Raw genomic sequence first — 25,650 nt, forward strand, 5'->3', positions numbered from 1 at the left:
GTCGGGCCTTAACAAGTCCTTACCGGCGCCGCGGAAAATTTACGAATGTGTACCACTCGTGAAATCTAGGTAAATTCGCGCGCCATATTTCATTAACCATGCCGGTTGGGCTCATTCGGCAAGCTGTGGCAGGTTCCTGAACAGTTCCAGCGCTTCCGGGTTGGCGAGCGCTTCCTTGTTCTTGATGGCGCGGCCATGCACCACGTCGCGCACGGCAAGTTCGGTGATCTTGCCCGACTTGGTGCGCGGAATGTCTGTTACGGCGACAATCCTGGCCGGGACATGGCGAGGGCTCGCGCCGCCGCGGATCTTGGCGCGGATGCGTTTTTCCAGGTCCTCGTCCAGCTGGACGCCGGCGGCCAGCCGCACGAACAGCACGACGCGCACGTCATTGTCGAAATCCTGGCCGATGCACAGCGCTTCCAGGATCTCCGGCATCTGCTCGACCTGGTTGTAGATCTCGGCCGTGCCGATGCGCACGCCGCCCGGATTGAGCGTGGCGTCGGAGCGGCCATGGATGATCATGCCACCATGAACAGTCCATTCGGCGAAATCGCCATGGCACCAGACATTGTCGAAGCGCTCGAAATAGGCCGCCTGGTACTTCTTGCCGTCGGGATCGTTCCAGAAGCCGATCGGCATGGACGGGAACGCCTTGGTGCAGACCAGTTCGCCCTTCTCCTGCCTGACCGGCTTGCCATCATCATTCCAGACGTCGACGGCAAGGCCAAGGCCGGGGCCCTGGATCTCGCCGGTCCAGACCGGCTGGGTCGGCACGCCGAGCACGAAGCAGGAGACGATGTCGGTGCCGCCGGAAACCGAAGCCAGATGCACGTCCTTCTTGATGCCGTCGTAGACGAAGCGGAAATCCTCGGGCGACAGCGGCGAACCGGTGGAGGAGATGCTGCGCACGCTCGACAGGTCATGGCTGCGGATCGGCTTGAGACCGGCCTTGCGCACGGAATCGATGAATTTGGCCGAGGTGCCGAAAAAGGTCATCTTCTCGGCATCGGCGAAGTCGAACAGAACGTTGCCGTCGGGATAGAAGGGCGAACCGTCGTAAAGCAGCAGTGCGGCACCGGAGGCCAGCCCCGACACCAGCCAGTTCCACATCATCCAGCCGCAGGTGGTGAAATAGAAGAATCGGTCGCCATCCAAGAGACCGGCATGCAGGCGGTGTTCCTTGACATGCTGGATCAGCGTGCCGCCGGCCGAATGGACGATGCATTTGGGAATGCCAGTGGTTCCCGACGAAAACAGGATGTAGAGCGGATGCGCGAACGGCAGCCGCTCGAAGGTGACGGCCTTCGCGGCGAAGGGCGACAGCGCCTCTTCCATCGCCACGGCCTTGTCGATTGTATCAGCCACATCGGCCGAGGTGCCGAGATAGTCGACGAGCAGAACCTTTCGGACACTGCCAAGCTTGGCCGCGACCGCCGCGACCTTGTCGGCGACCTCGATCGCCTTGCCATTGTACCAGTAGCCGTCCGGCGCGATGAAGATCACAGGTTCGATCTGGCCGAAGCGGTCGAGCACGCCCTGCTCGCCAAAATCGGGGGAGCAGGATGACCACACCGCGCCGATCGAGGCCGCGGCCAGCATGGCGGCGACAGTTTCGGGCATGTTGGGCATCATCGCGGCGATGCGGTCGCCCTTCTTGACCCTGAGCGAGACGAAGAGCTGCTGCAGGCACGAGACCAGGCCATGCAGTTCGTTCCATGACAGCCGCCGCTCGACCTTGTCCTCGCCGCGAAAGACTATCGCCTCGGCCGCGCCGGTCTTCTTCAACAGGTTCTCGGCGAAATTCAGCGACGCATCGGGGAAGAAGGCGGCGCCGGGCATCCTGTCGCCATCGACGAGCACGCGCTCGCCCCCACCGGCGCCCTTGTCGCCTGTAACGTCGCAGAAGTCCCAGACCAAGTTCCAGAATGCCTCGCGATGCTCGATCGACCAGGCATGAAGGTCGGCATAGGAGGCGAATGCAGTGCCGGCTTTCGCCTCCGCGGCCTTCATGAAAGCAGTCAATGGCGAAGCGTCAATCTGGTCTTGCGTCGGGGTCCAGAGCGGTACTTCGGCAGCCATGATCGATCCTCCCAGGGTCGTCATCGCTTATGCATATCGCAGCGCAGCAGAGCAAGATTTTGTTCGGCTGATACCGCCAGGATGTGCGCAAATGCCATCGCCGGGCCATAAAGACTTGAAATGCGTCAGCCCTAAGTCGTAGTGACGACTGGAAGTCGTAGTGCCGACAGCGAGTCGTAGTGCCGACAGCGAGTCGTGGTAGCGACAGGGAGTCGTGGTAACGACAGCGGTTATACCCGTCGGATGATTTTATCGGAATGGAAGCATACGGGGCGATATGCCATCATCCTTGATCCGCCGCGGAGTATGGGCGATCGGCGCTGCCGTGATCGTCATCGCTCTGGTGGTCGCCGCCCTGCCCCTGATCGCCTCGACGCGCATCGTGCGCGACCGCATCGCCTGGGAGATGAGCGCCTGGAGTGGATTCCGGGTTGCCATTGACGGCTCACCGCGCATCGAGGTCTGGCCGAAATTCCGCGCGATCCTGACCGATGTGACGCTGTCAAAGTGGACGGACACCGACGCACCGCCAGTCGTCGAGGCCGAACGGGTCGAGGTCGACCTCTCGGCCATGGCGGCGTTGCAGGGCGATGTGGCGTTCTCCACGGCGCGGCTGGTGCGGCCGACGATCCGGGTCCAGCGCACGGAAAACGGCCTGTTCCTGCCCACAGCACCGACCGGCGGCCGCATCGCACGCTCCATCGACACCGCCCGCGGCGTCGTCAATGCCAACCCCGCCAAGCCTGACCTCGACAAGCTGCCGGCCGATGCCTTCGGCACGGTCGAGTTCAGGGATGGGCGTATGGTGGCTTCGGTCAACGGCAAGGACGTGGAAATCCTGAGCAGCCTTAATGGCCAGGCCAGCTGGGCGGCGATGAACAGCAACGCGACACTGTCGGCAACCGGGATCTGGCGCGGCGAAAGCGTGACCGTGGATGCCGCTTCGCCGAAGCCGCTGGTGCTGTTTGCCGGCGGCACGGCGCCGCTCACCTTGTCTTTCAAGGCCGCGCCCGCCACCTTCTCCTTCGACGGCATGGCCAGCATGTCAGAGAACGGCTATTTCGACGGCCAGGTGAAGTTCGCAGCACCCTCGCTGCGCCGCGTGCTGGAATGGTCTCAGACCGGCATCGCGCCAAGCGCGGCGATCGGCTCCGTCAGCATTTCGAGTAAGGTCACTGCGTCGGCCGGACGTGTCAAGTTCGAAAACACCGCGCTGGCGCTGGACAACAACCCCGGTATGGGCGCGCTGGACCTGTCACTTGGCGATGCACAGCCAGTGATCTCCGGCACGCTCGCCTTCGACACGCTCGATCTCAGATCATTCCTGTCCGCCTTCACGCCGCTGGGGCCGGCGAGCGGAGCTGGACCTAGTGATGCCGACACGAGTTTTGCCGACCGGGTCAACCTCGATCTCAGGCTGTCGGCCGCGCATGCCACGGCGGGCAGCATCCAGCTCGCCGATGTGGCCGCCACCGCCCAGGTCAAGGATGGTCTTTCCGTCTTCGACATCTCCGATGCCTCGGCCTTTGGCGGCAACATCCAGAGCAGCCTTCGGTTCGACCGCAAGCCCGAAGGCACCCAGGTCGAGATCCGGCTGCTTGCTTCCGATGTCGATGGCGGTGCGTTCGGCACGGCGGCCGGGATGACCCGGCTGGTGCCGGTCGGCACGGGCACCGTTTCGGTCATCCTCAAGGGACCGGGCAGGACCTGGGATTCCATCTTCGAAAACGCCGACGGCTCGGTGACGGCGACCTTCGGCCCCGGCGCGCTCAGCAAATTCAACCTGCCGGCCTTTCTCAAGCATACCGAACAGGGCGGCTTCTTCGCGCTGGACGATGTCTCGGACGGAACGCTGCCGATCGACGGCGCCGAAGTGAAGGCAACCATTTCGAGAGGCGTGGCGAGGCTGGACAAGGCCGAGGCCAATTCGGCGAAATACAAAATCTGGCTTTCCGGAATCGCCTCCTATGCGGGGCGCGGGCTGGCGCTGTCCGGCGGCGTCATTCAGCCTGACCAGGCAGCGCAGAAGAACGGCCAGCAGGGGCCGAACCAGTCGTCCTTCTTCGTCGGCGGAACGTGGAGCACGCCGTTCATTTCACCGATAAGCCGTGGCGTCTCTGGCGAATAGGGCAATTCCAGGAAAGTGCGAAGCGGGTTTCCTGGAATTGCGTCAAAACAAAACAAAAGTCGGAGCGGTTCGCTGTTTCCATGAAACGGTGAACGGCTCCAGCTTCGGCTTCCGTCTCCCTCACCCGCGCTGCGCGGCGCGCTCGTCGAGTTGGCGCTGCACTTCACGCCGCTTGTTGGCGATCGAAGCGACGATGACGCCGACCGCTACAACGGCGATCAGGATCGTGCAGGCGGCATTGATCTCCGGCGTCACCCCGAGGCGGACCTGGCTGTAGATCTTCATCGGCAGCGTGGTGGCGCCCGGCCCGGAGGTGAAGCTGGCGATAACCAGATCGTCGAGCGACAGCGTGAAGGCCAGCATCCAGCCGGAGACGATCGCCGGCATGATGACCGGCAGCGTGATCTGGAAGAAGGTCTTCGCCGGCGTGGCGCCGAGATCCATCGCCGCCTCCTCCAACGAACGGTCGAAAGAAACCAGGCGCGATTGCACAACGACCGCCACGAAGCACATTGTGAGCGTGATGTGGGCCAGCGTCACGGTGAAGAAGCCACGGTCGAGGCCGACGGCAACGAAGAGCAGCAGCAGAGACAGGCCGGTGATCACCTCCGGCATGACGAGCGGCGCAAAGACCATACCGGAAAACAGCACCCTGCCCCTGAACCGCGTGTAGCGCGTCAGGGTAAGTGCCGCCAGCGTGCCGAGCACGGTCGCCACCGTCGCCGAAATGACACCGACGCGCGCCGTCACCCAAGTGGCGTCCATCAGGCCCTGATTGTGGAACAGCGACACGTACCACTTGGTCGAGAAGCCGCCCCAGACGGTGACGAGCTTGGATTCATTGAAGGAGAAGACGATGAGCAGCACGATCGGCAGGTACAGGAAAGCAAACCCAAGCACGATCGAGCTGACGTTGAAGCGGCTCCAGGTGGCGTTCATTTATCCTGCTCCTGGGCACGCGCCTGCGCTCGTTGAAAAAGCATGATCGGCACGGTCAGCAGCAACAGCAGGATGACGGCCACGGCCGAAGATACCGGCCAGTCACGGTTGGCGAAGAACTCGTTCCACAAGGTCTTGCCGATCATCAGCGTCTGCGACCCGCCGAGCAGATCGGGGATGACGAACTCGCCGACGGCCGGGATGAAGACCAGCAGGCAGCCGGCAATAACGCCGGGAAGCGACAGCGGGAAGGTTATCTTCCAGAAGGCTGATGTCGGCGGGCAGCCGAGATCCTTGGCCGCCTCGATCAGCGAATAGTCCATCTTTTCCAGCGACGAATAGAGCGGCAGCACCATGAACGGCAGATAGGAATAGACGATGCCGATGAATATCGCCGTATAGGTGTTGAGGATCACCAGCGGCTGGTTGATGATGTGCAGCGACAAGAGCAGCTGGTTGAGCAGGCCTTCGGGCTTCAGGATGCCGATCCAGGCATAAACGCGGATCAGGAACGACGTCCAGAACGGCAGGATGACCAGCATCAGCAATGTCGGGCGGATGGTGGCCGGCGCACGTGCCATGCCATAGGCGATCGGGTAGCCAACCAGCAGCGTCAGCACGGTCGAAATGGCGGCGATGATCAGGCTGGTGACATAGGCCTTGAAATAGAGCGCGTCCTGCGTCAGCCAGACATAATTGTCGAAGTTCAGGTCACGGAACCCGACGAAGAAGCCGGAGACGCCGTCGCTGAAGTCGAGCACCGGCGTATAGGGCGGCATGGCGATCGCCGTCTGCGACAGCGAAATCTTGAAGACGATGACGAAGGGGATGAGGAAGAAGAACAGCAGCCACAAATAGGGGACGATGATGACGAGCCGGTTGACGAAACCGGCGGCCAGCCGTGCCCCAAACGGCTGGCCGCCGGTGGATGGCACGGCGGCATCGGTGACAGCGATGTTGGACATATCAGCCCCCTTACCGTGTCAGCACGACGCCGGCGTCGGGCCGGAAGGACACCCAGGCGCGGTCGTTCCACGTCAGCGGATCCTCGCTCACGCGCGCCGCGTTCAGGGCGCTTGCCCGCACGAGCTGCCCGTCGTCCAGCCTGACGTGATAGACGGTCATGTCGCCGAGATAGGCGATGTCGTAGACTTCGCCCTCCAATGCGTTGACGGCATCGGCCGGCTTCTTCGACGACACCCTGATCTTCTCCGGCCTGACGGCGAAGATGATGTCCGCGCCTGTCGCGGCGGCGGTGCCATTCTCGACGACGATCTGAGCTCCGGTCGCGCCGGTGATGCGTGTTGTCTTGTCGGTCCGCTCGGCAACCTTGCCTTCGAACATGTTCACGTTGCCAACGAAATGCGCCACGAAGCGCGACGTCGGGGCCTCGTAAACCTCCGCCGGCGTCGCGACCTGCATCACTTCGCCTTTGTCCATGATGGCGATGCGGTCGGCCATGGTCATCGCTTCTTCCTGGTCGTGGGTGACGACGACGAAGGTCAGACCAAGCTCCTGCTGCAGGTCCATCAGTTCGAACTGGGTTTCCTCGCGCAGCTTCTTGTCGAGCGCGCCGAGCGGCTCGTCGAGCAGCAGCACCTTCGGCCGCTTGGCGACCGAGCGGGCAAGCGCGACGCGCTGGCGCTGGCCTCCGGAGAGCTGGTGCGGCTTGCGCTTGGCGAACTGCTCGAGCTTGACCAGCTTCAGCATCTCGGCGACGCGCTTTTCGACATCGGGCTTGGCCATGCCTTCTTGCTTCAGGCCAAAGGCAATGTTGTTCTCCACCGTCATATGCGGGAACAGGGCATAGGACTGGAACATCATGTTGACCGGCCGGCGATAGGGCGGAATGCCGCGCAGATCCTGACCATCGAGCAGGATGCGCCCGGCCGACGGTTCCTCGAAACCGGCAAGCATCCTGAGCAGCGTCGACTTTCCGCAACCCGACGCGCCGAGCAGTGCAAAGAATTCGCGCTCGAAAATGGTCAGCGACAAATTGTTGACGGCGGTGAAATCACCGAACTTCTTGGTGACGTTGTCGAACTGGATGTATGGCTTGGCGTTCGGGTCGTTCCATGGCGCGAAATCCCTGCGGATGCTGCCAAGCGATTTCATTTCCAACTCCGTGCTTCAAAATTCCCAAGGAAAGGCGGCCCCGGCAGTTGGCTGCCGGGGCCGTATCCCATGACTTACTGGCCGGTGACGATCTTGGTCCAAGTACGCGTGATGACGCGCTGGGTCTTGGGATCGTATGGTGAGACCGTGTAGAGTTTCTGCAAGGTCGCATCGTCCGGATAGACGGCCGGGTCGCTAAGCAGCGCCTTGTCGATGAACTGCTGCGACGCCTTGTTGCCGTTGGCGTAGAGCACGGCGTTCGATGATTTGGCGATCACGTCCGGCGTCATCATGTAGTTGATGAATTCATGCGCCTCGGCGACATGCGGCGCATCGGCCGGTATCGCCATCTGGTCGAACCAAATCTGGGCCCCCTCCTTCGGCACCGAATAGCCGATTTCGACACCCTGCTTGGCTTCTTCCGCGCGGCTGCGAGCCTGGAACACGTCACCCGAGAAACCAATGGCTAGGCAGATATCGCCATTGGCCAAGGCATTGATGTATTCGGAAGAATGGAACTTGCGGATATAGGGCCGGATCTTCAGCAGGGTCTCTTCGGCCTTTGCGATGTCGTCGGCGGACGTGCTGTTTGGATCGAGGCCAAGATATTCCAACGCGGCTGGTATGATGTCGGCCGGAGAATCGAGCACGTGGACGCCGCAATCGCTGAGCTTCTTCAGGCTGTCAGGATTGAAAAAGACGTCCCAGCTGTCGATTTTGTCGGTGCCGAGCGCCGCCTGCACCTTTTTGACGTTGTAGCCAATACCGACCGTGCCCCACATGTAGTTGATCGAATACTCGTTGCCGGGATCGTATTTGGCGGTTCGTTCCAGAATGGTGTTCCACATGTTGGAAATATTCGGCAGTTTCGACTTGTCGAGCTTCTGGAACACGCCGGCCTGGATCTGGCGGGCAAGGAAATTGCCGCTCGGCACGACGACGTCATAACCGCTGCCGCCGGCAAGCAGTTTGGTTTCCAGGATCTCATTGGAATCGAAGGTGTCGTAAACGACCTTGATGCCGGTCTTCTTGGTGAAGTCGTCGATGATCGTCGGGTCGATATAGTCGGACCAGTTGAAGACATTGACGACGCGGTCCTCGGCATGTCCTGCGGGCGTCAGAAGTGCCAGAAATATCGAGGTCGCCGAAAGCCAGAGCGCTTTGCGGATCATGCTATTCTCCTTGGTGAGTGTTCCATCGCCGGCTCGTCGCGACGTGCACGCGACCGGGCATTTGCTTCAGACTATTGAGCTTTCCAGGAGACAACAAGCGCCGATCATGGCCACGCGATTGCCCCCGGCCGGGAGGAATCGCGGCGCCGTCAGAAGCTTTCGCCGCCGTTCGGACAGAAATACAGAAATAGGGTCCGGTCTCGATCGGGTTGCCGGGGAGACTTGGCAAGATACGCCTGTCTTGTTGTTGCCGTGTTCACAGCCTGCCCGGGCGGCATCAACGTTGTCAATGGCAAAGCATCGGTGGCGGCATCAATTAGGCGACGGCACCCCGGTAACCCCTGCTCGCCGCGGCCGCGCCTGGCGCTTGAATTCAAACCCGATATGGACAAGCAGTGCCGTGACCACCACCGCGCCGCCAATGATGGTACGTCCGGACGGCACTTCGGAATGGATGAGCCAGACCCATATCGGCCCAAGAATAGGCTCGAATGTGCCGAGCAGCGCCGCGATTGCCGCCGGGATCAGGCGCGCGCCGGTGGCGAAGAAGGCGAGGCCAATGCCGAGATTGACCACGCCGAAGGCGAACAGAAAACCCATGTCACCGGGCGAGACCGAGAAGGTCGAGGCCTGTGAGGCGGCAAAGCCCGCGGCCAGGATCGTGCCGAGACAGGTCGCCGGCGTCATGCGCACACTGGCGAAGCGCCGGGTGATGACGGTGGCGATCGAGAACATGAATGCGATCAGCAACGCCAGCCCGTCGCCTATGGGCGACACAGCGCCATCGAGCGATTCCGACACCATGATGGCGACGCCGGCGATGACGGCGGCGATCGCCACCCACGTCACGACACCAACCCGTTCGCGAAACAGAGCCCAGGCAAACAGCGCCGCCAGAAGCGGCACGCCGGCCTGCATCAAAAGGATGTTGGCGACGGTGGTGTAGGCGAGAGCCACGACGAAGGCGGTCGACGCGATGGCGAAGCAGAACCCGACCGCGAGGCCGGGCAGGCCCATGTCGCGGAACGATTTCAGCATGCCGCGCCGACCGTCACGCCAGACCATGAAGCAGAGCAGGAAGGCGGCGGCCCACATGGAGCGCCAGAACACCACCGTCCAGGTGTCGCCGGCAGTGATGAAGCGGGCGATTGTGCCGCCGAAACTCCACATCAGCGCCGACAGGAACACCAGCAGGAAGCCGATGCGCTCCTCGCGCTGCGAGGCGGTCGATGCAACAAGGCTCCGTGATGATGCTGCGTCTGTCATGGGCGCGACTGTCGAGCTTTTGTGGACGGGACGATGCGCAAGGGACAACAAAATATACTCCGTTCGCGTAACGCAAAGGCGCGGGCCGGGCGTGATCCAGAGCCCGGCGACGATTGTGGCACCTCACGACCGCTCTATCGGAATCCACCGCGTTACTGGAAGTCGAAGGCACTCAGGCCGGTCACCATCTCGTCGAGGCCGAGCGGACGTGTCACCGGCGGTTCGGCACGCGCCAGACAGCCGACGCGTTCGCAGAGCCGGCAGGCGGGCCCGACAGGCGTCGCCACGACAGTGCCTGGTCCCGACTTCCCGGCAGCCGCGCCGGGCAGTGCCGCGCCATAGACGATGTCGTCGCGAAAGCCGATGTCGCAACCGAGCAGCAGAGCGGTGCGGCGCGGACGCTCGGAGAACGCACCCTGCGGGCCTTCCAGCGTGCGGGCAATGCACAGAAACTCGGCGCCGTCGGGCATTTCCACCGCCTCGACGAAGATCTGGCCCGGCTGGGTGAAGGCGGCATGCACGGGCAGCTTGGGGCAGCCGCCGCCGAAGCGGCTGTGCGGAAAGCCCTGGCTGCCGGCTCTGCGAAAGCGGTTCCCGGCATTGTCGACCTCAAGCATGAAGAACGGCACGCCCGGCGCACCTGGCCGCTGCAGCATGGTGAGCCGGTTCGCCGCCTGCTCGAAGGAGACGCCAAAACGGGAGCGCAGGACGTCGATGTCATAGCGAGCGCGAATGGCGGCAGCGTGAAAGGCCTGATAGGGCATCATCAGCGCATGCGCGGCATAACGGCCGAGCTCGAAACGGGCGAGCCTGCGGGCTTCGTCCGTGCTCAGTTTGAGCGCCTGGATCTCGCCGGCGACCGCGACCGTCATGCGGATCAGACAGGCCTCCATCGCCACTTCGCGCAACTGGTCGAACGGCGACAGCCGCTCGGACAGGAACAGGCGCTGCGAATGGCGATCATAGCGGCGGCGCCAATTGGGCATGGTGGCGACCGGCAGCACCTTGACCACGATGCCGTATTCGCGCTTCAGCCAGGCCTTGAGCGCACCGAACAGATCGTCACCGGGATCGAGCACCGCAGTGAACGCCTCGGCCTCCTCCTCGAGCGCGGCGAAATGGTTCGGCCGCCGCTCGAAGGTCTCGTGCACCTCGTCGATCGGCAGGCGAGCGCCGGAAAGCGCCGTCGCCCGCCCCTCCCGCGCCAGAAGCTCGTTGAGGTCGGAGAGCCGCTCGGCCTGCTCGCGATAGGCGCGGAACAGTTTTATGACCGCAGCCGAGGCATTGGGCGCCGCCTCCGCAAGCTCGATCAGCTCCTGGTCTCCAGGCAATTCGCCGACCAGCAGCGGATCGGTGAACACCTCCTTCAAGGCCGCGACCGACCCCCTAGCCTCGCCCTGCAGCTCATGCGGGTCGACCTTGTAGACGGATGCCAGCTTAAGGATAAGCTGCACCGTCAGCGGCCGCTGGTTGCGCTCGATCAGGTTGAGATAGGAGGGCGAGATGCCGAGCCCCTCGGCCATCGCCGTCTGGGTCAGGCTCTTGGCATTGCGGATGCGGCGGATGCGCGGTCCGGCGAAAATCTTCTGGTCAGCCATTATCCGTCCTTGACAGGGTTTTACACGATACTCGCAACGACCTCACCTTCCTGCTTTTACAATATTGACAAATTTACAGCGCCTTCCTGTCAAACGCAATACAGATTTTCCCTTATATTTGGCTGAACTTCCTGATTTTTCTGGCTCATTTTGCGCTGCAATGTAAATTCAGTCACATAGCAGCGCCTCAGAAAATGGCGTTCCGACATCGTGCAGCAATCCTCCGGAGTGGTCCATGACTGATTTTTACAACCTCGTTCCATCGGCGCCGGAAGGTCGCTTCGACGGCATCGAACGTCCCTATTCGCCGGAGGACGTGAAGCGGCTGCGCGGTTCGGTGCAGATCCGCCAGAGCCTCGCCGAAATGGGGGCCAACCGGCTGTGGAAGCTCATCCACGAGGAAGACTTCGTCAACGCCCTCGGCGCCATGTCGGGCAACCAGGCCATGCAGCAGGTGCGCGCCGGGCTGAAGGCAATCTACCTGTCAGGTTGGCAGGTCGCGGCCGACGCCAACACCGCCTCGGCGATGTATCCCGACCAGTCGCTTTATCCGGCCAACGCCGCGCCGGAACTCGTCAAGCGCATCAACCGAACGCTGCAGCGCGCCGACCAGATCGAAACCTCCGAAGGCAATGGCCTTTCGGTCGAGACCTGGTTCGCGCCTATCGTCGCCGACGCGGAAGCCGGCTTCGGCGGGCCGCTCAACGCCTTCGAGATCATGAAGGCGTTCATCGAGGCGGGTGCCGCCGGCGTCCACTATGAGGACCAGCTGGCATCGGAAAAGAAGTGCGGCCATCTCGGCGGCAAGGTGCTGATCCCGACGGCAGCGCATATCCGCAACCTCAACGCCGCGCGGTTGGCAGCCGACGTGATGGGCACGCCGACGCTGGTCGTGGCGCGCACCGATGCGGAAGCCGCGAAGCTTCTGACTTCCGACATCGACGAGCGCGACCAGCCCTTCGTCGACTACGACGCCGGGCGCACCGTCGAAGGTTTCTACCAGGTCAGGAACGGCATCGAACCTTGTATCGCGCGGGCCGTCGCCTATGCGCCCCATGCGGACCTGATCTGGTGCGAAACCTCGAAGCCCGACCTGGCACAGGCCAAAAAGTTCGCCGAGGGCGTGCGCAAGCACCATCCGGGCAAGTTGCTGGCCTATAATTGCTCGCCATCGTTCAACTGGAAGAAGAATCTCGACGACGCCACGATCGCCAAGTTCCAGAGGGAGCTCGGCGCCATGGGTTACAAGTTCCAGTTCATCACGCTGGCCGGCTTCCACCAGCTCAACTACGGCATGTTCGAACTGGCGCGCGGCTACAAGGCGAGGCAAATGGCGGCCTATTCCGAACTGCAGGAAGCCGAGTTCGCCGCCGAGGCCAATGGTTACACCGCGACCAAGCACCAGCGCGAGGTCGGCACCGGCTATTTCGATGCGGTGTCGATGGCGATCACCGGCGGCAAGTCGTCGACCACCGCCATGCATGAATCGACCGAGCACGCACAGTTCAAACCGGCCGCGGAATAGCGGATCAGAAAACACCGAGGAAACGCCCAACAGGGCTTCAAGCACAGGAGAAGACCAATGGCATCGATAAGCCGCGTCAAGGAACGGGCGGAAGAGCAATCGACGACGATGAGCGTCGACCAGCAGGCGACGATCCGCATGCTCGCCAACGATCTGCACAGGCTCAACCAGTCGGTGATGAAGGCGGTCGAGGCGGGCGTCTCGGTGGAGCTGGTGCGCTCGGCAAGGCACCATGGCGGCGACGGCAATTGGGGCGATCTGCTGATCCCGGTGATCGTCACACAGCAGAGCCATGGCTGATCGGAAATCGTTCGAACCGACCCTTCACCTGCGCACAGTGTGCGCAGGTGAATTTTATTTTTACGCAATCAGATTCTGGACAGTTCAGTACAGTACTGTTGCTTGAATCCATTGTTTTCAGGGGCAAACCAGAGGCCTTTTATTTCAACTTGACATGAGCCACGATCTCACGCCAATTGTCCCCAGATTTCAACTCTGCATTGAAATGGGGGCGAACTTGGCCGACTTGGGTGCCCAGTGAATCGTGAGGGCGAGACCACAAAACATCCGAATCAGATTAGCCGGCATTCCAGCGCCGAGACGATCCGCGATCGCTCGCAAGTGCTCGTCGTCGGGAAATCGCCTATCAACCGTGTGGTGGTATCGAAGATTGTCGAGCGTTCCGGGCTCAGACCAATCTCGGAATCGCCCGATACGGCGGCGAGGATCTTGCGGTCGCTCGTACCCGGCGTGATTGTGCTGGACGGCGGCTCCGACAACAAGGACTGCGACAATCTGATGTCCGGCATCGAAACGTTGCGGCGGACTTCGGGGAACTCGCTTCCTCCCGTGATCCTGCTTTCAACCAAGAATGGCACGCCCGAGAGCCTGGGCCTGTCGAGCATCGTCGACGTCGTGGTCGCCAAGCCGATCACGCCTGAGCGGCTGCAGCCGGTGATCGATCGCCTGATCAGCCGGTAGAGCAATTCCTGGGAAAGTGCGCAACGTTTTTCCGTACGGAATTGCGCAAAAACAAAGAGTTGAGGCGGCGATCAGCCCGATTTCCCGATGCTTTCGACCAGTGCGGGCAACAGTCCAAGATCGGCTATCTGACGGAACCGCGGCTCGGCGACGGGCGCCTCGACATGCTCGAGCACCCAGGTCAGTTCGTGCGGCACATGGACACCCCAGCCGCCGGCCTCGATGGCCGGCACCACGTCCGACTTCAGCGAATTGCCGACCATCATGCTCTTTGCGGGACCGTCACCGTGGCGGCTGAAGAGGCGCGCATAGGTCGCGGCACTCTTGTCGCTGACGATCTCGACCGCGTCGAACAGATCGCCAAGGCCGGACCCGGCCAGCTTGCGCTCCTGGTCGAAAAGGTCGCCCTTGGTGATCAGCACGAGGCGGAATGTGCCGGCAAGCTTCTCCACCGTCTCACGCGCGTGCGGCAAAGGCTCGATCGGATGGTTCAGCATCTCACGACCGGCATCGAGAATTTCCGATATGACCGCAGCCGGCACGCGCCCATCGGTGACCTCGATCGCCGTCTCGATCATCGACAGCGTAAATCCCTTGATGCCGAAACCATAAACGGCAAGGTTGCGCCGTTCGGCCTCGAGCAATCGGGCTGAAATTTGCTTCTCCTCGCCATGATCGGCAAGCATGGCCGCGAAGCGCTTCTCCGTCATGCGGAAGAATTGTTCGTTCTGCCAAAGCGTATCGTCGGCGTCGAAGCCTATCGTGGTCAAGGACTGCATGATCGTGACGGTTCCAGCGTGATGAAGGTGGCGATATGGACGTCGTTATCAGGCGCTGCTAGCAAGAGGAACATAAAGCGTGTGGCACATGCAGAAGGTTGACCTCGAGCGGCTTTTGCAGAGCTTGTGGGACCGCACGCCCACCGAAGTGATCAACAGCATTCGCGACCTCGGCGTCGCCATGGGCCCCGATGCGAGCGAGGCGCTGCTCGACAGCCATCCGGAATTCTTCGCCTACCGACCGGCCCTGACCCAGATTTTCGCCGACATGGTCCATGCGCAGGACGTCGCAGAAATCGCGCAGATGTTGCAGCAGGACCTGCAGAGCGGAGAGTCTTTCGGACAGATCGCGGCATAGAAGACCGACATTGGCGTGCTGTCTTCGAAAGATGCCTACAAACGCCTCGATGAAGTGTTCGATCACGCCAATTTCGATGACTGCCATCGCGCTATCATGGTCGGCTGCGGCGGACGGCCATTTACCATGTTCCGCATTCACGACCAGACAACGGTTCCTGAAATTGTCGGTCTCGACATTGTCCCCGAGGCGGTGGAGACCGCGAACAGGCTCGCGGCGAAGCTGAACTATACGCGCTTGCGTGCGGAGCTTTGCAACGGTTGCCACTATGATTATGGCGCAGCGCAGATCGTCTATGTCGCCAGCATGGTTTCACCAAAGGCCGCCGTTGTGTCGCGCATTGCGGACACCGCGCCGGATGGTGTGCAAATCATTCTGTGGGAGCCCTGTTCCTTCGCCCTGCTCTGGTCGGAAAGCGCCGAACGAGAGCTCGACCCCCGCCTCGAAGTCATCGGTCGCACCAGTATCTCGCGCAACATGACCAGGGACGTGTTCGTGAGACGACGCGCAGCGGTCACGCACGAACCTCAGAGGTAAGCATGCCATCGTTGCGGATGAGCGACCGAGCGATATTGCACCTGGCGAGAGCATGGTGCTTTCTGCGCCATCCAGCGATCTGCATGCGCACATTCAACCATAGCGGCATGTTGCCCCATCCGGCGAGGCCGTCTACCTACGTCGACAAATTCCTGTGGCGCAAGATCTTCGACCACAATCCCTTCTTCGCCACGGCGTGCGACAAGCTCGCTTCGAAGGCATATGCCCTGTCCACATGCCCTGAACTTCGCAGCGCCAAGGTCCTGTGGTCCGGGCGCGATGCGAGAGAGATTCCGTCTGAGCTGCTGGCCGGTGACGTGGTGGTCAAGGCCAATCACGGCTGCCGCTGGAACATCATGATCCGCAACGGTCGCGCGGACAAAGCCAAGCTGACGCGAAGAACATCGCGCTGGATGCGCCGCCGCTATGGCAGGAAGTTCGGCGAGTGGGGCTACAAAGGCGCCGAGCGAAAAGTGTTCGTAGAGGAAATGCTGCTGGAGGACGGCCAGCCGATCCGTCTGGAATACAAATTCCATGTTTCGAACGGCATGACGGCATATGTCTATGCCGCGCGCCGGGATGAACATGGCAACGAAGTGTCATTTCGATCGTGACGGCATCTATGCTCCACCACCTGACGGCAGCGGCAAGCAGTGGGTGCTTATCGACCTGCCGGCCTCATTTGTGCGCATGCGCGCGATCGCCGAAACGCTGACCGCGACATTCGATCATATGCGCTGTGATTTCTATGAGAAGAACGGCGACATCTTCTTTTCCGAATTCTCCGTCTATCCGCTGTCCGGCAAGGGCATCATTAATACCAGGCTCAGAGACTTATGCGGCGAAAAGTGGGATCTGCGTCAATCCTGGTTTCTAACCACGCCGCAGCGCGGATGGCGCAGGCTCTACGCAGCGGCCTTGCGCCGCTGGCTGGAGACCCTGCCCGGCAAGCCCGCATGACGGCGACCTTCCACACCCAGGTCCTTTCACCTGCTCCCCTTCCCTTCCGTCGTGCCGCACGGCTATACTCCGAAATCCGCAACTCAATCTGGTGAATGATGCCGCCTGCAAAAAAGGAAGTCCGTCCGTCGAGCCGCGGAGGACGTGTCCGCACGCCTGCCTTCGTGAAGAGCCAACGTGGCGTCAAGAACTGGAAGGAAGTCAGCGCCTGGCTTGAATGGCGCGGCATCGAGGACATCGAATGCATCACGCCTGACCAGGCTGGGGTCGCACGCGGCAAGATGATGCCGTCGAAGAAATTCACCTCCAACACCTCGCTGGCCCTGCCTTCTGCCGTTTTCATGACGACGATTTCCGGCGGTTATCCCGAGGACGGCAACGGCTTCCACTATCCCGAGGATGACGGCGACCTCAAACTGATGCCCGACCTGTCGACGCTGACGGTGGTGCCTTGGGAGGAGGATCCGACGGCCGCCGTCATCTGTGACCTCGTGCATCAGGATGGCCGCTCGGTGGAGTTCACGCCGCGCAACGTGCTGAAGCGCGTCATTGCGGCCTATGACAAGCTCGGGCTGAAGCCAGTGGTAGCGCCCGAGATCGAATTCTACCTCGTGCGCAAGAATCCGGATCCGGATTATCCGCTGACCCCACCTGTCGGCCGTTCGGGGCGCGCGATCGGCGGCGGCGCCGGCTATTCGATCGCCGGCGTCAACGAATTCGACGAACTGATCGACGACATCTACCATTTCTCCGAAGGACAAGGCCTGGAGATCGATACGCTCATCCATGAAGAGGGTGCGGGCCAACTCGAGATCAACCTGCGCCATGGCGATCCTGTCGAGCTTGCCGACCAGGTGTTCATGTTCAAGCGCACCATTCGCGAGGCGGCGCTGAAACATGAGATTTATGCGACCTTCATGGCCAAGCCGATCCAGGGCCAGCCGGGCTCGGCCATGCATATCCACCAGTCGATCATCGACAAGAAGACGGGCCGGAACATATTTTCGGCCGAGGACGGCTCGGAAACCGAGGACTTCTTCCATTTCATCGGCGGCATGCAGAAGCATGTGCCGAACGCGCTGGTGATGTTCGCGCCCTATGTCAATTCCTATCGCCGGCTGACACAGGCGGCCTCGGCTCCGGTCAACAACAAGTGGGGCTATGACAACCGCACCACGGCGTTCCGCGTACCGCGTTCCGACCCGGCGGCGCGACGCGTCGAAAACCGCATCCCGTCCTCCGACGCCAACCCCTACCTGGCCCTGGCGGCTTCGCTTGCCTGCGGGCTGATCGGCATCACCAGGAAGATCAAGGCCGAACCGCCGGTGCTGACCACCGCCAATGCCGACGAGATCGACCTGCCGCGCAGCCTGCTCGAAGCCGTCGACCTGTTCGAAAGCGACGAAGAACTCGGCGCGATCCTGGGTAAGTCCTTCGCCGCTACCTACGCCGCGATCAAGCGGGCGGAATTCGAGACCTTCATGGAGGTGATCAGTCCGTGGGAGAGGGAATATCTGCTGCTGAATGTTTAGGGAAATAGGGAGTAAGGCAGTAGGGCAGTAGGGGAAGACTATGGCGAAGATCGAATCTTACAGAGATTTGGTCGTCTGGCAGCAAGCCATGGATCTTGTCGTCTCAATCTACGAAACGACAAAAGCCTGGCCGAAAGAAGAGCTCTATGGATTGACAGCTCAGCTGCGCAGGGCAGCCACTTCCGTGCCTGCCAATATCGCCGGGGGTTATGGGCGAGAAAGCCGAGCTTCCTATCAGCAATTTCTCAGGATTGCGCAGGGATCGCTCAAAGAATTGGAGACCCATTTGCTGATCGCACAGCGCGTCGGAATCACCTCCCATAAGGCAACCGAACCGTTGATGACTCGGAGTGAGAGCGTGGGAACGCTCTTGCGGCTTCTGATCCGCAAATTGTCGCCAGAATAGCTCTACCTACTGCCCTACTGCCCTACTGTGAGCATCATGCCTTACCAATCCCCGATTTCCCCCGGCCGTTCCTGGTATGAGGATACGGCCGGGCCACGGCCTGAATATCCGGCGCTGGACGGTGACCGGAGCTGCGACGTGGTCATCATCGGCGGCGGTTTCACTGGTCTGTCGGCGGCGACGCATCTGGCCAAGGCAGGAACTAATGTCGTCCTGATCGAAGCGTACCGCTTCGGCGACGGCGCGTCCGGACGCAATGGCGGCCAGCTTGGCACCGGACAGCGCGCCTGGGCCGAGGATCTCGAGGCCGAATACGGCTTGTCCCGCGCCAAGGCGCTGTTCGATCTTGCCGAGGAGGCGAAGGCGCATCTGCTTGAATTCGCCGCCGCCAACCAGATCGAGATCGACTACGTGCCGGGCCAGCTTTCGGTGGCGCACAAGCCGCGCTATGTCGACGACTACAAGGCGCATGCCGAGATCATGGCCAAACGTTTCTCCTACCCGCACATCTCGTTCATGGATGCCAAGGAAACGGCGGAGCGGCTGGGCTCGACCGCCTATTTCGGCGGCACGCGCGATACCGGCACCGGCCATATCCATCCCATGAAGCTGGTGATCGGCACGGCCAGGGTGGCGGCAAAGACCGGCGCGCGGCTCTTCGAAGGGACACCTTCGACCGGCATCATTTCCGCTGGTGGCAAGGTCAAGGTTTCGACGCCGAGAGGTACGGTGAGCGCTCAGAAATGCCTGATCGCCGTTAACGCCTATGGTGGTACGCTCGAGCCGGTAAGCGCCGCACACATCATGCCGATCGGGTCGTTCATCGGAGCGACCGTGCCCTTGGGAGCGGATTCAGAAGTTCTGCCGGGCGGCGAGTCGGTCGATGATTCGCGCTTCGTCGTGCGCTATTTCCGCAAATCGGCGGACGGCCGGCTGCTGTTCGGCGGACGCGAGATTTATGGCGTCAACGACCCAAAGGATATCCACATCCATATCCGCCGTCAGATCGCCGAACTCTATCCGGCGCTGAGCGATGTCGAGATTACCCATGGCTGGGGCGGCTATGTCGGCATCACGATGCCGAGAAAACCATTCGTGCGCGAAGTGATGCCGAATGTGATCTCGGCTGGCGGCTATTCCGGCCATGGCGTCATGCTGTCGAACTTCTTCGGCAAGCTCTACGCCGAGACCGTCGCCGGCAATCGCGACCGGCTGAAACTGATCGAGGACCTGAAAATTCCGCCATTTCCCGGCGGCCGCCGTCTGCGCGCGCCGCTGCTTTTCCTGGCGCTCAACTGGTTTGCGCTGCGCGACAGGATCTGATGCAAATCGCCTGAACGCGGCCCGCTTTGGGAGGAACGACACTCACGAAAATAGGGGCCAAGGGGCGTCGACTGGACCCTTTTCGACGCTGTGCGCTTGGGATCGCCACGGCCCCATGCGATCACGATCTCGTATAATATTGTAATATCCATGTAATATTTGTTGCCCGGGCGGGACATTGCGGAATTCCCGGCAAAAGCGCAGAATCTCTCACAATGGCGCACTGATGCCACAATCGCGGGCGAAAGGTCCGCATCTGGGCGAATGTTCGGGGATTGTTGCGGGCCTTCCCGCGTTTTTGGGACCGATGCTGATCAAACGCATGATTTGCGGGATTTGATCGAAAGAACACCGGCCCGCTTATGGAGGTGGCAAGAGTGAAAGAGCCCTTCAGTTTCGGTGCTCCGGAACGTCGGCGCTTCGCCATGCAGTTCGGCTACGACATGCGTCCGTCCTTCTGGCAGGAAGTCCGTTCGAATTCGCATCTGGTGATTGCCGCGATCGGCACCGCCGCGCTGCTAGGCGTGGCTGCGGTCGCGCTCTGGCTGGCATTGCCGGCCAGCGAGCGGCAAGCGGTCGCTAGCACTGAACAGACGATTCCGGCCAACCCGGTGAAAACGACGAAGATCGCCCCGTCGGGAACGACGGTGGCCGCGGCGGCGGTGCCGCAGGTGACGCACAAGGCCGATCAGGTTTCGCGGGCCGTGGCTGTCGCCGAGGCCGCCATTCCCGCGCTCGCGGCCAATGACCCTCGCTGGACCGGCTCGCAGGCAAAAACCGTATCGGCTCCCGCCCCGGCTTCCACCGGTCCGACCGCAGGCAAGACCGAACAGCCGACGGACAAAACCGCCGCCGTGGCGGCGTTTGCTCAACCGTCGGCCGATAAGGATGCCGCCACCGAGCTGGCCAAGGTTGCCGCGCCGGCACCGGCAGCAGCCAGCAATCCCGATGGCGCACAGACTGCCGCCATTCCGGAGGTTCAGCCGCAAATACCGGAACAGCAGCCGGCGGCCGCCGAGGACAATGGCGGCAAGGACAAGGCCAAGCCGCACAAGGCAGCTGCGGCCGGCACCGGGCGAATTCTCCGGCCGGTGACCATGCGCAGCAGTCCGAAGAAGAATGCAGCCGCTATCGTCACGGTGCCCGCCAAGACCTCGGTGCAGGTGATGAGCTGCAAGAAGTGGTGCCAGATCGTCTATAACGGCAAGACCGGCTGGGTCTACAAGAGCTATATCAAGACTGGCGCCTGACGTTGCTGAACGTCCGGTGAGCACGGCCGGCCCGCTACCGGGGATAGGCCCTATCGCGCCCTGCCGCCGAACATGCGTCGCAAGCGCTGCCATCTTTTGGCGCGCCTACGTTGCCTGACATAGTCGCCATGCTGCTCGAAAGGAACTTCGTACAGGCCGCAAGTGTCGCAGCCCTCCCGCTTGCCGCAGACGGGAATCCAGCATTTGACATCATGCGTCCAGGCGAGCGCCACGCGCTCCAGGTGAAGGTTTGAAGAGCTTTTGAGGAGTATAAGCTCACCCGGCACCGCCGTGCGCTTGATGTGGTCAGAGACTTCCTTCGCCGTGCGAAGCTCGACAAATCGGCCGCTGTCGCGGTCAGCCTGCCCCGCCCCCGAGCGATGGGCATTGTCACCGCTATAGATCACCTGATCGGCGATTTCCCGCGCGGTTTGGTAGGCGTAGGCGTATTTCTTGGTCGAGCCGGAGTAATCCGAAATCTGGCCAAGCACGATGCGTTTTCGGCCAGCACTCGCCTTGGCCATCAAATCCAAGGCAAGATTGATCGAGTGCCAGGGTGCCTTGGCGGCATCGACAACGAATTGCGGACCGCTTTCGGTGACAAGCACGGCACAGCGATTTGCCAATGGCTGGAAAGTCGCCACCTGGGCGGCAACCTTGTCCGGCGGAACGCCGAGTTCGAGCGCCGTCGCTACGGCAGCAGCGGTCGGCAACCAGAAGTGTTCGGCTGGAAATGGCGTTTTAAGTCCAAGTACGCCTCCCCGCCAATGGATCGAAAGCGTCAGCCGATCCGGGTAGGCGGCGTGGATATCCGTCACACGATAATCGGCCAATTGCGACGTGCCGAAGGTGACGACGCGGCATCTGGCGCCTTCAGCCATGCCAGCCACCAGGGGGTCGTCGGCATTGAGGACGGCAAGGCCATCCGGCCGCAACGCCTCGACCATTGCACGTTTTTCGACGGCAATGTTTTCCACGGTCCTGAAACTGGCAAAATGCTCAAGGCGAACCATGGTGACGATAGCCACATGCGGCTGCAGCATTTCCGCCATTGGCCGGATCGTATCGATGCCAAAGGCCCCGGCTTCGAAAACGACATAGTCGACCTCGCCCGCTCGCTTCATGCGTTTGTAGAGCGTGCTGACCAGCGACTTGATGGTGTTGGCGAGAACTCGCGCATAGGTCGGTCCATGGGCGGCCAATATATGCCCAAGCAGCGCCGTGACGGTCGATTTTCCCGAACTGCCGGTGACGCCGATGAAGGTCGCCTTGCTTTTCGCGCGGGCGCGCCTTGCCCTGTAGGTCCTGACGCGCTGCCGCAGGTTTTCGCGAACTTTCCGCAATCTCGCGTTCATCGCATCGGCCCCTAGCCTCCGAAAGAACTCTAAGCGGTGGGAACCTCAAGTCAAATCGAAGCCGGTTGCGGTCGAATCGACGATGCCATTGCCTGGCTTGTCGAAGATGCGCTTCAGATGCAGCGGCCGCCATCGACCTCCAGCGCCACGCCGGTGATGAAAGCGGCTTCGTCCGATGCCAACCACAGTGCCGCATTGGCGATATCGAGCGGCGTCGACAGCCGGCCGAGCGGAATCGAGGCGCGGAATGTCTCGCGGATTTCGGGCGTATCGACGCCCATGAACTTCTCCAGCATGCCCGTCTCGCCGGCGACCGGGCAGAGGCAGTTGACGCGGATGTTCTTCGGCGCCAGTTCCACCGCCATAGACTTGGTGGCGGTGATCGCCCAGCCCTTCGAGGCATTGTACCAGGTGAGACCAGGCCGTGGCCGCAGCCCCGCGGTGGAGGCCGTGGTCAGGATGACGCCGCCACCTTGCCGCTCCATGATCGGCACGACCGCAAGGGCGGCATGGTAGATCGCCTTCATGTTGACGGCCGTGATCAGGTCGAAGGTTTCCTCGTCGACCTTGAGCATGTCGCCGTTGCGATGCGTGAATCCTGCATTGTTGACCATGATGTCGATGCGGCCGAAGGCGCTTCTGGCGGCATAGACCATCTCGTCGAATTCAGAGCGCAGCGAAACGTCGGTCTGCGTCCAGATCGCCGCCTCGCCGATCTCGCCGGCGACGCGCTCCGCGCCCTTGGCGTTGAGATCGGCGACAACGACCCTGGCGCCCTCCTCGGCAAAGCGCCTGGCCATGCCTTCGCCAAAGCCCGAGGCCGCGCCGGTGATGACGGCAACCTTGTTTTCCAGACGCATGCTTTTCCCGCTCATTGATGTCCTCGAGATCATTCCCCAGCTTGCACAATAGGCTGACGGCCGATGCGGTCCACACCGCGAGATTTCTCCCTTAGCTTTCGTCACATTCACGTTCTATGCTGCAACTGCGAAAGCTTCTGGAGTCTTCGTTCACCGACAAGACTCCGGCTGTCGCCAGTGTCAAGCGCACATGTGGACCCACGCATTATCCAGCGATTGGTCCTTGATGTGACACCATGGCACTGGAAAATTTAAATCGATTAGAATATACCAGCCGCGTACTCGCGAGCGGCGTCAAAGCGGACAGACCATGACCAGCCAGATCATCCCCGTCGACCCTTTCGACTTCATCATCTTCGGCGGTACCGGCGACCTGTCGGAGCGCAAGCTTCTGCCGTCGCTCTACTATCGCCAGCGCGACCATCAATTCTCGGAGCCGACGCGCATCATCGGCACGTCGCGCTCGAAGATGAGCGACGAGGAATTCCGGGCCTTTGCCAAGCAGGCGATCTCGGACCATGTGAAGCCAGCAGACATCGACCCGAAGGAACTGGCAACATTCCTGGCCAGGCTAACCTACGTCGCGGCGGACGCGACCAACGGCGCCGGCTTCGACAAGTTGAAAAAGGCGATCGGCGACAGCGATCGCATCCGTGCCTTCTATCTGGCGGTGGCGCCGGCGCTGTTCGGCGATATCTCGCACCAGCTCAAGGAGCACAAGCTGATCACGCCGAACTCGCGCATCGTGCTGGAGAAGCCGATCGGCCGCGACCTTGCCTCGGCGCGCGCGCTCAACGACGCCGTGGGCGACGATTTCCACGAAAGCCAGATCTTCCGCATCGATCACTATCTCGGCAAGGAGACGGTGCAGAACCTGATGGCGCTGCGCTTTGCCAATGCTCTGTACGAGCCTTTGTGGAATTCCGCTCAGATCGACCATGTGCAGATCACCGTCGCCGAGACCGTGGGACTGGAGGACCGCGTCACCTACTACGACAAGGCCGGCGCGCTGCGCGACATGGTGCAGAACCACATGCTGCAGCTCCTGTGCCTGGTTGCCATGGAAACGCCGTCCTCGATGGACGCGGACGCCGTGCGCGACGAGAAGCTGAAGGTGCTGAGGGCGCTCAAACGCATCAACGGCAACGAAGCGCCGAAGCACACGGTACGCGGCCAGTATCGCGCCGGTGCGTCCGCCGGCGGTCCGGTCAAGGGATATGTCGAGGAACTCGGCAAGGACAGCACCACCGAGACCTTCGTCGCCATCAGGGCCGAAATCGGCAACTGGCGATGGGCCGGCGTTCCCTTCTACCTCAGGACCGGCAAGCGGCTGGCGACCCGCGTCTCGGAAATCGTCATCGAATTCAAGCCGATCCCCTATTCGATCTTCGGCGACAGTGCCGGCCCCATCTTCGCCAACCAGCTGGTCATCCGGCTGCAGCCGGACGAAGGCGTCAAGCAGTTCATCATGATCAAGGATCCGGGCCCGGGCGGCATGCGGCTGCGCCAGATCTCGCTCGACATGAGCTTCGCGCAATCTTTCGACGGCCGCGCGCCCGACGCCTATGAGCGGCTGATCATGGATGTCATCCGTGGCAACCAGACGCTGTTCATGCGCCGCGACGAAGTGGAGGCCGCCTGGAAGTGGATCGACCCGATCCAGAATGCCTGGGAAAGCGCCAGGCAGGAGGCGCAAGGCTATACGGCAGGCACCTGGGGCCCGTCGGCCTCGATAGCACTGATCGAACGTGACGGGCGGACATGGCACGAGAGCAATTGAACAGCACCAGCTACAACTGGAACGCCTTTCCCGACCGCCCGGCACTGGCGGCGGCACTGGCCGGACGCGTTGCCGATCGCCTGACCAAGGCGCTCGACGAGCGCGGCACTGCGCTGCTGGCTGTCTCCGGCGGCACGACGCCGGCAAAATTCTTTGCCGCGCTCTCGGCGGCGCCGATCGCCTGGGACAAGGTGATCGTGACGCTGGTCGACGAGCGTTTCGTGCCGGCCTCCTCGCCCCGCTCCAATGCCGGGCTGGTGGCCGCCAATCTGCTGCAGAACGCGGCCAAAGCGGCCCGTTTCGTGCCGCTCTATCATGAGGCCGCCGGCATCGAGGCTGCGGCGGCATCCGACGATGCGGCATTGCGGTCCCTGCCCTGGCCGCTCGATGTCGTGGTGCTTGGCATGGGGCCGGACGGCCACACCGCCTCGTTCTTTCCCGATGCCGACGATCTGCCGAAGTTGCTCGACCCGGCTACCGACAGGATCATCCTGCCGGTTCACGCGGCAAGCGCCGGCGAGCCACGGCTGACGCTCTCGCTGGCACGCATCATCGATGCCGGCTTCATCGCGCTGCACATAGAGGACGAGGACAAACGCACCGCTTTCGACGGCGCAGTCGCGACCGAGCCGCGCAAGCCGATACGCGCCGTACTCGATGCCGCTCCCAGACCCGTAGAGGTTTTCTGGGCGCCCTGATTTCAC

24 protein-coding genes are annotated in these 25,650 nt (G+C 61.9%); 14 read left to right on the forward strand and 10 right to left on the reverse strand.

From position 1 onward, the window contains the following. Window positions 1–111: 111 nt before the first annotated feature. On the reverse strand, window positions 112–2,082 hold the full coding sequence (locus FJ934_RS14465; protein ID WP_140610288.1) for an acetoacetate--CoA ligase: 1,971 nt from the start codon (window positions 2,080–2,082) through the stop codon (window positions 112–114). A 277-nt stretch (window positions 2,083–2,359) separates the two neighbouring features. Between FJ934_RS14465 and FJ934_RS14470 the strand changes: the two genes are divergently transcribed. Then, a complete protein-coding gene (locus FJ934_RS14470) occupies window positions 2,360–4,210 on the forward strand; it encodes an AsmA family protein (protein ID WP_140610289.1) in 1,851 nt (616 codons plus the stop codon). 120 nt (window positions 4,211–4,330) lie between these two features. Here the strand turns inward: FJ934_RS14470 and FJ934_RS14475 are convergent, their stop codons facing one another. The 6 genes from FJ934_RS14475 to FJ934_RS14500 form a co-directional block, all read right to left on the reverse strand. Further along, complete coding sequence (locus FJ934_RS14475) at window positions 4,331–5,149, reverse strand: ABC transporter permease subunit (protein ID WP_140610290.1); 819 nt, start codon at window positions 5,147–5,149, stop codon at window positions 4,331–4,333. Beyond that, window positions 5,146–6,114 (reverse strand): ABC transporter permease subunit, encoded by a 969-nt coding sequence (locus FJ934_RS14480; RefSeq protein WP_140610291.1) that lies wholly within the window; start codon window positions 6,112–6,114, stop codon window positions 5,146–5,148. Before FJ934_RS14480 ends, FJ934_RS14475 begins: the two co-directional genes overlap by 4 nt. 10 nt (window positions 6,115–6,124) lie before the next feature. Then, entirely contained in the window at window positions 6,125–7,264 is a 1,140-nt protein-coding gene (locus FJ934_RS14485) for an ABC transporter ATP-binding protein (RefSeq protein ID WP_140610292.1), read from the reverse strand. Between the two features lie 74 nt (window positions 7,265–7,338). Continuing rightward, window positions 7,339–8,436, reverse strand: a complete 1,098-nt coding sequence (locus tag FJ934_RS14490; RefSeq protein WP_140610293.1) for a polyamine ABC transporter substrate-binding protein — start codon at window positions 8,434–8,436, stop codon at window positions 7,339–7,341. A 312-nt stretch (window positions 8,437–8,748) separates the two neighbouring features. Beyond that, window positions 8,749–9,702, reverse strand: coding sequence for a DMT family transporter (locus FJ934_RS14495; protein ID WP_140610294.1), 954 nt, complete (start codon window positions 9,700–9,702; stop codon window positions 8,749–8,751). A 152-nt stretch (window positions 9,703–9,854) separates the two neighbouring features. After that, a complete protein-coding gene (locus FJ934_RS14500) occupies window positions 9,855–11,300 on the reverse strand; it encodes an XRE family transcriptional regulator (protein WP_140610295.1) in 1,446 nt (481 codons plus the stop codon). Window positions 11,301–11,535: 235 nt separating this feature from the next. Here FJ934_RS14500 and aceA point away from each other — a divergent pair, with 235 nt between their 5' ends. From aceA to FJ934_RS14515, 3 genes are all read left to right on the forward strand, one after another. Continuing rightward, entirely contained in the window at window positions 11,536–12,825 is a 1,290-nt protein-coding gene (gene aceA, locus FJ934_RS14505; RefSeq protein WP_140610296.1) for an isocitrate lyase, read from the forward strand. A gap of 57 nt (window positions 12,826–12,882) precedes the next feature. After that, window positions 12,883–13,125 carry a hypothetical protein gene (locus FJ934_RS14510; protein ID WP_006202762.1) on the forward strand — a complete coding sequence of 81 codons (243 nt, stop codon included), beginning with the start codon at window positions 12,883–12,885 and terminating at the stop codon, window positions 13,123–13,125. Between the two features lie 276 nt (window positions 13,126–13,401). Next, a complete protein-coding gene (locus tag FJ934_RS14515) occupies window positions 13,402–13,806 on the forward strand; it encodes a response regulator (protein WP_226890701.1) in 405 nt (134 codons plus the stop codon). 71 nt (window positions 13,807–13,877) lie between these two features. Here FJ934_RS14515 and FJ934_RS14520 read toward each other — a convergent pair whose 3' ends face one another. Further along, window positions 13,878–14,585: an HAD family hydrolase gene (locus FJ934_RS14520; RefSeq protein ID WP_140610298.1), complete on the reverse strand. Its 708-nt coding sequence runs from the start codon at window positions 14,583–14,585 to the stop codon at window positions 13,878–13,880. 88 nt (window positions 14,586–14,673) lie between these two features. Between FJ934_RS14520 and FJ934_RS14525 the strand changes: the two genes are divergently transcribed. The 8 genes from FJ934_RS14525 to FJ934_RS14560 all read left to right on the forward strand — a co-directional run bounded on the left by FJ934_RS14525 (window position 14,674) and on the right by FJ934_RS14560 (window position 20,951). Continuing rightward, a complete protein-coding gene (locus FJ934_RS14525; RefSeq protein WP_140610299.1) occupies window positions 14,674–14,943 on the forward strand; it encodes a hypothetical protein in 270 nt (89 codons plus the stop codon). Window positions 14,944–14,958: 15 nt separating this feature from the next. Beyond that, the gene (locus tag FJ934_RS14530) at window positions 14,959–15,480 is read left to right on the forward strand and encodes a hypothetical protein (RefSeq protein ID WP_140610300.1); all 522 of its coding nucleotides are present in this window, start codon (window positions 14,959–14,961) and stop codon (window positions 15,478–15,480) included. A gap of 17 nt (window positions 15,481–15,497) precedes the next feature. Continuing rightward, a complete protein-coding gene (locus FJ934_RS14535; protein WP_348642490.1) occupies window positions 15,498–16,094 on the forward strand; it encodes an ATP-grasp fold amidoligase family protein in 597 nt (198 codons plus the stop codon). Then, window positions 16,060–16,440, forward strand: coding sequence for a hypothetical protein (locus FJ934_RS14540; RefSeq protein WP_140610302.1), 381 nt, complete (start codon window positions 16,060–16,062; stop codon window positions 16,438–16,440). The genes FJ934_RS14535 and FJ934_RS14540 overlap by 35 nt, the downstream gene beginning before the upstream one ends. 95 nt (window positions 16,441–16,535) lie before the next feature. After that, window positions 16,536–17,972 (forward strand): glutamine synthetase family protein, encoded by a 1,437-nt coding sequence (locus FJ934_RS14545; protein WP_181165623.1) that lies wholly within the window; start codon window positions 16,536–16,538, stop codon window positions 17,970–17,972. Between the two features lie 40 nt (window positions 17,973–18,012). Continuing rightward, on the forward strand, window positions 18,013–18,378 hold the full coding sequence (locus FJ934_RS14550; RefSeq protein WP_140610303.1) for a four helix bundle protein: 366 nt from the start codon (window positions 18,013–18,015) through the stop codon (window positions 18,376–18,378). Window positions 18,379–18,414: 36 nt separating this feature from the next. Beyond that, window positions 18,415–19,701, forward strand: coding sequence for an FAD-binding oxidoreductase (locus FJ934_RS14555; RefSeq protein WP_140610304.1), 1,287 nt, complete (start codon window positions 18,415–18,417; stop codon window positions 19,699–19,701). Window positions 19,702–20,078: 377 nt separating this feature from the next. Beyond that, window positions 20,079–20,951, forward strand: coding sequence for an SH3 domain-containing protein (locus FJ934_RS14560; protein ID WP_181165624.1), 873 nt, complete (start codon window positions 20,079–20,081; stop codon window positions 20,949–20,951). A 50-nt stretch (window positions 20,952–21,001) separates the two neighbouring features. Here FJ934_RS14560 and FJ934_RS14565 read toward each other — a convergent pair whose 3' ends face one another. Continuing rightward, complete coding sequence (locus FJ934_RS14565; RefSeq protein ID WP_140610306.1) at window positions 21,002–22,306, reverse strand: Mur ligase family protein; 1,305 nt, start codon at window positions 22,304–22,306, stop codon at window positions 21,002–21,004. Between the two features lie 113 nt (window positions 22,307–22,419). After that, complete coding sequence (locus FJ934_RS14570) at window positions 22,420–23,166, reverse strand: SDR family oxidoreductase (protein ID WP_140610355.1); 747 nt, start codon at window positions 23,164–23,166, stop codon at window positions 22,420–22,422. Between the two features lie 310 nt (window positions 23,167–23,476). On the opposite strand from FJ934_RS14570, the gene zwf reads away from it, so the two are divergent. Together zwf and pgl are read left to right on the forward strand one after the other, a co-directional pair. After that, entirely contained in the window at window positions 23,477–24,946 is a 1,470-nt protein-coding gene (gene zwf / locus FJ934_RS14575; protein WP_140610307.1) for a glucose-6-phosphate dehydrogenase, read from the forward strand. Next, the gene (gene pgl, locus FJ934_RS14580; RefSeq protein ID WP_140610308.1) at window positions 24,928–25,644 is read left to right on the forward strand and encodes a 6-phosphogluconolactonase; all 717 of its coding nucleotides are present in this window, start codon (window positions 24,928–24,930) and stop codon (window positions 25,642–25,644) included. Before zwf ends, pgl begins: the two co-directional genes overlap by 19 nt. Window positions 25,645–25,650 lie beyond the last annotated feature (6 nt).

This window comes from Mesorhizobium sp. B2-4-12 (genome assembly GCF_006441575.1).
In the GTDB taxonomy this organism is placed as follows: domain Bacteria; phylum Pseudomonadota; class Alphaproteobacteria; order Rhizobiales; family Rhizobiaceae; genus Mesorhizobium.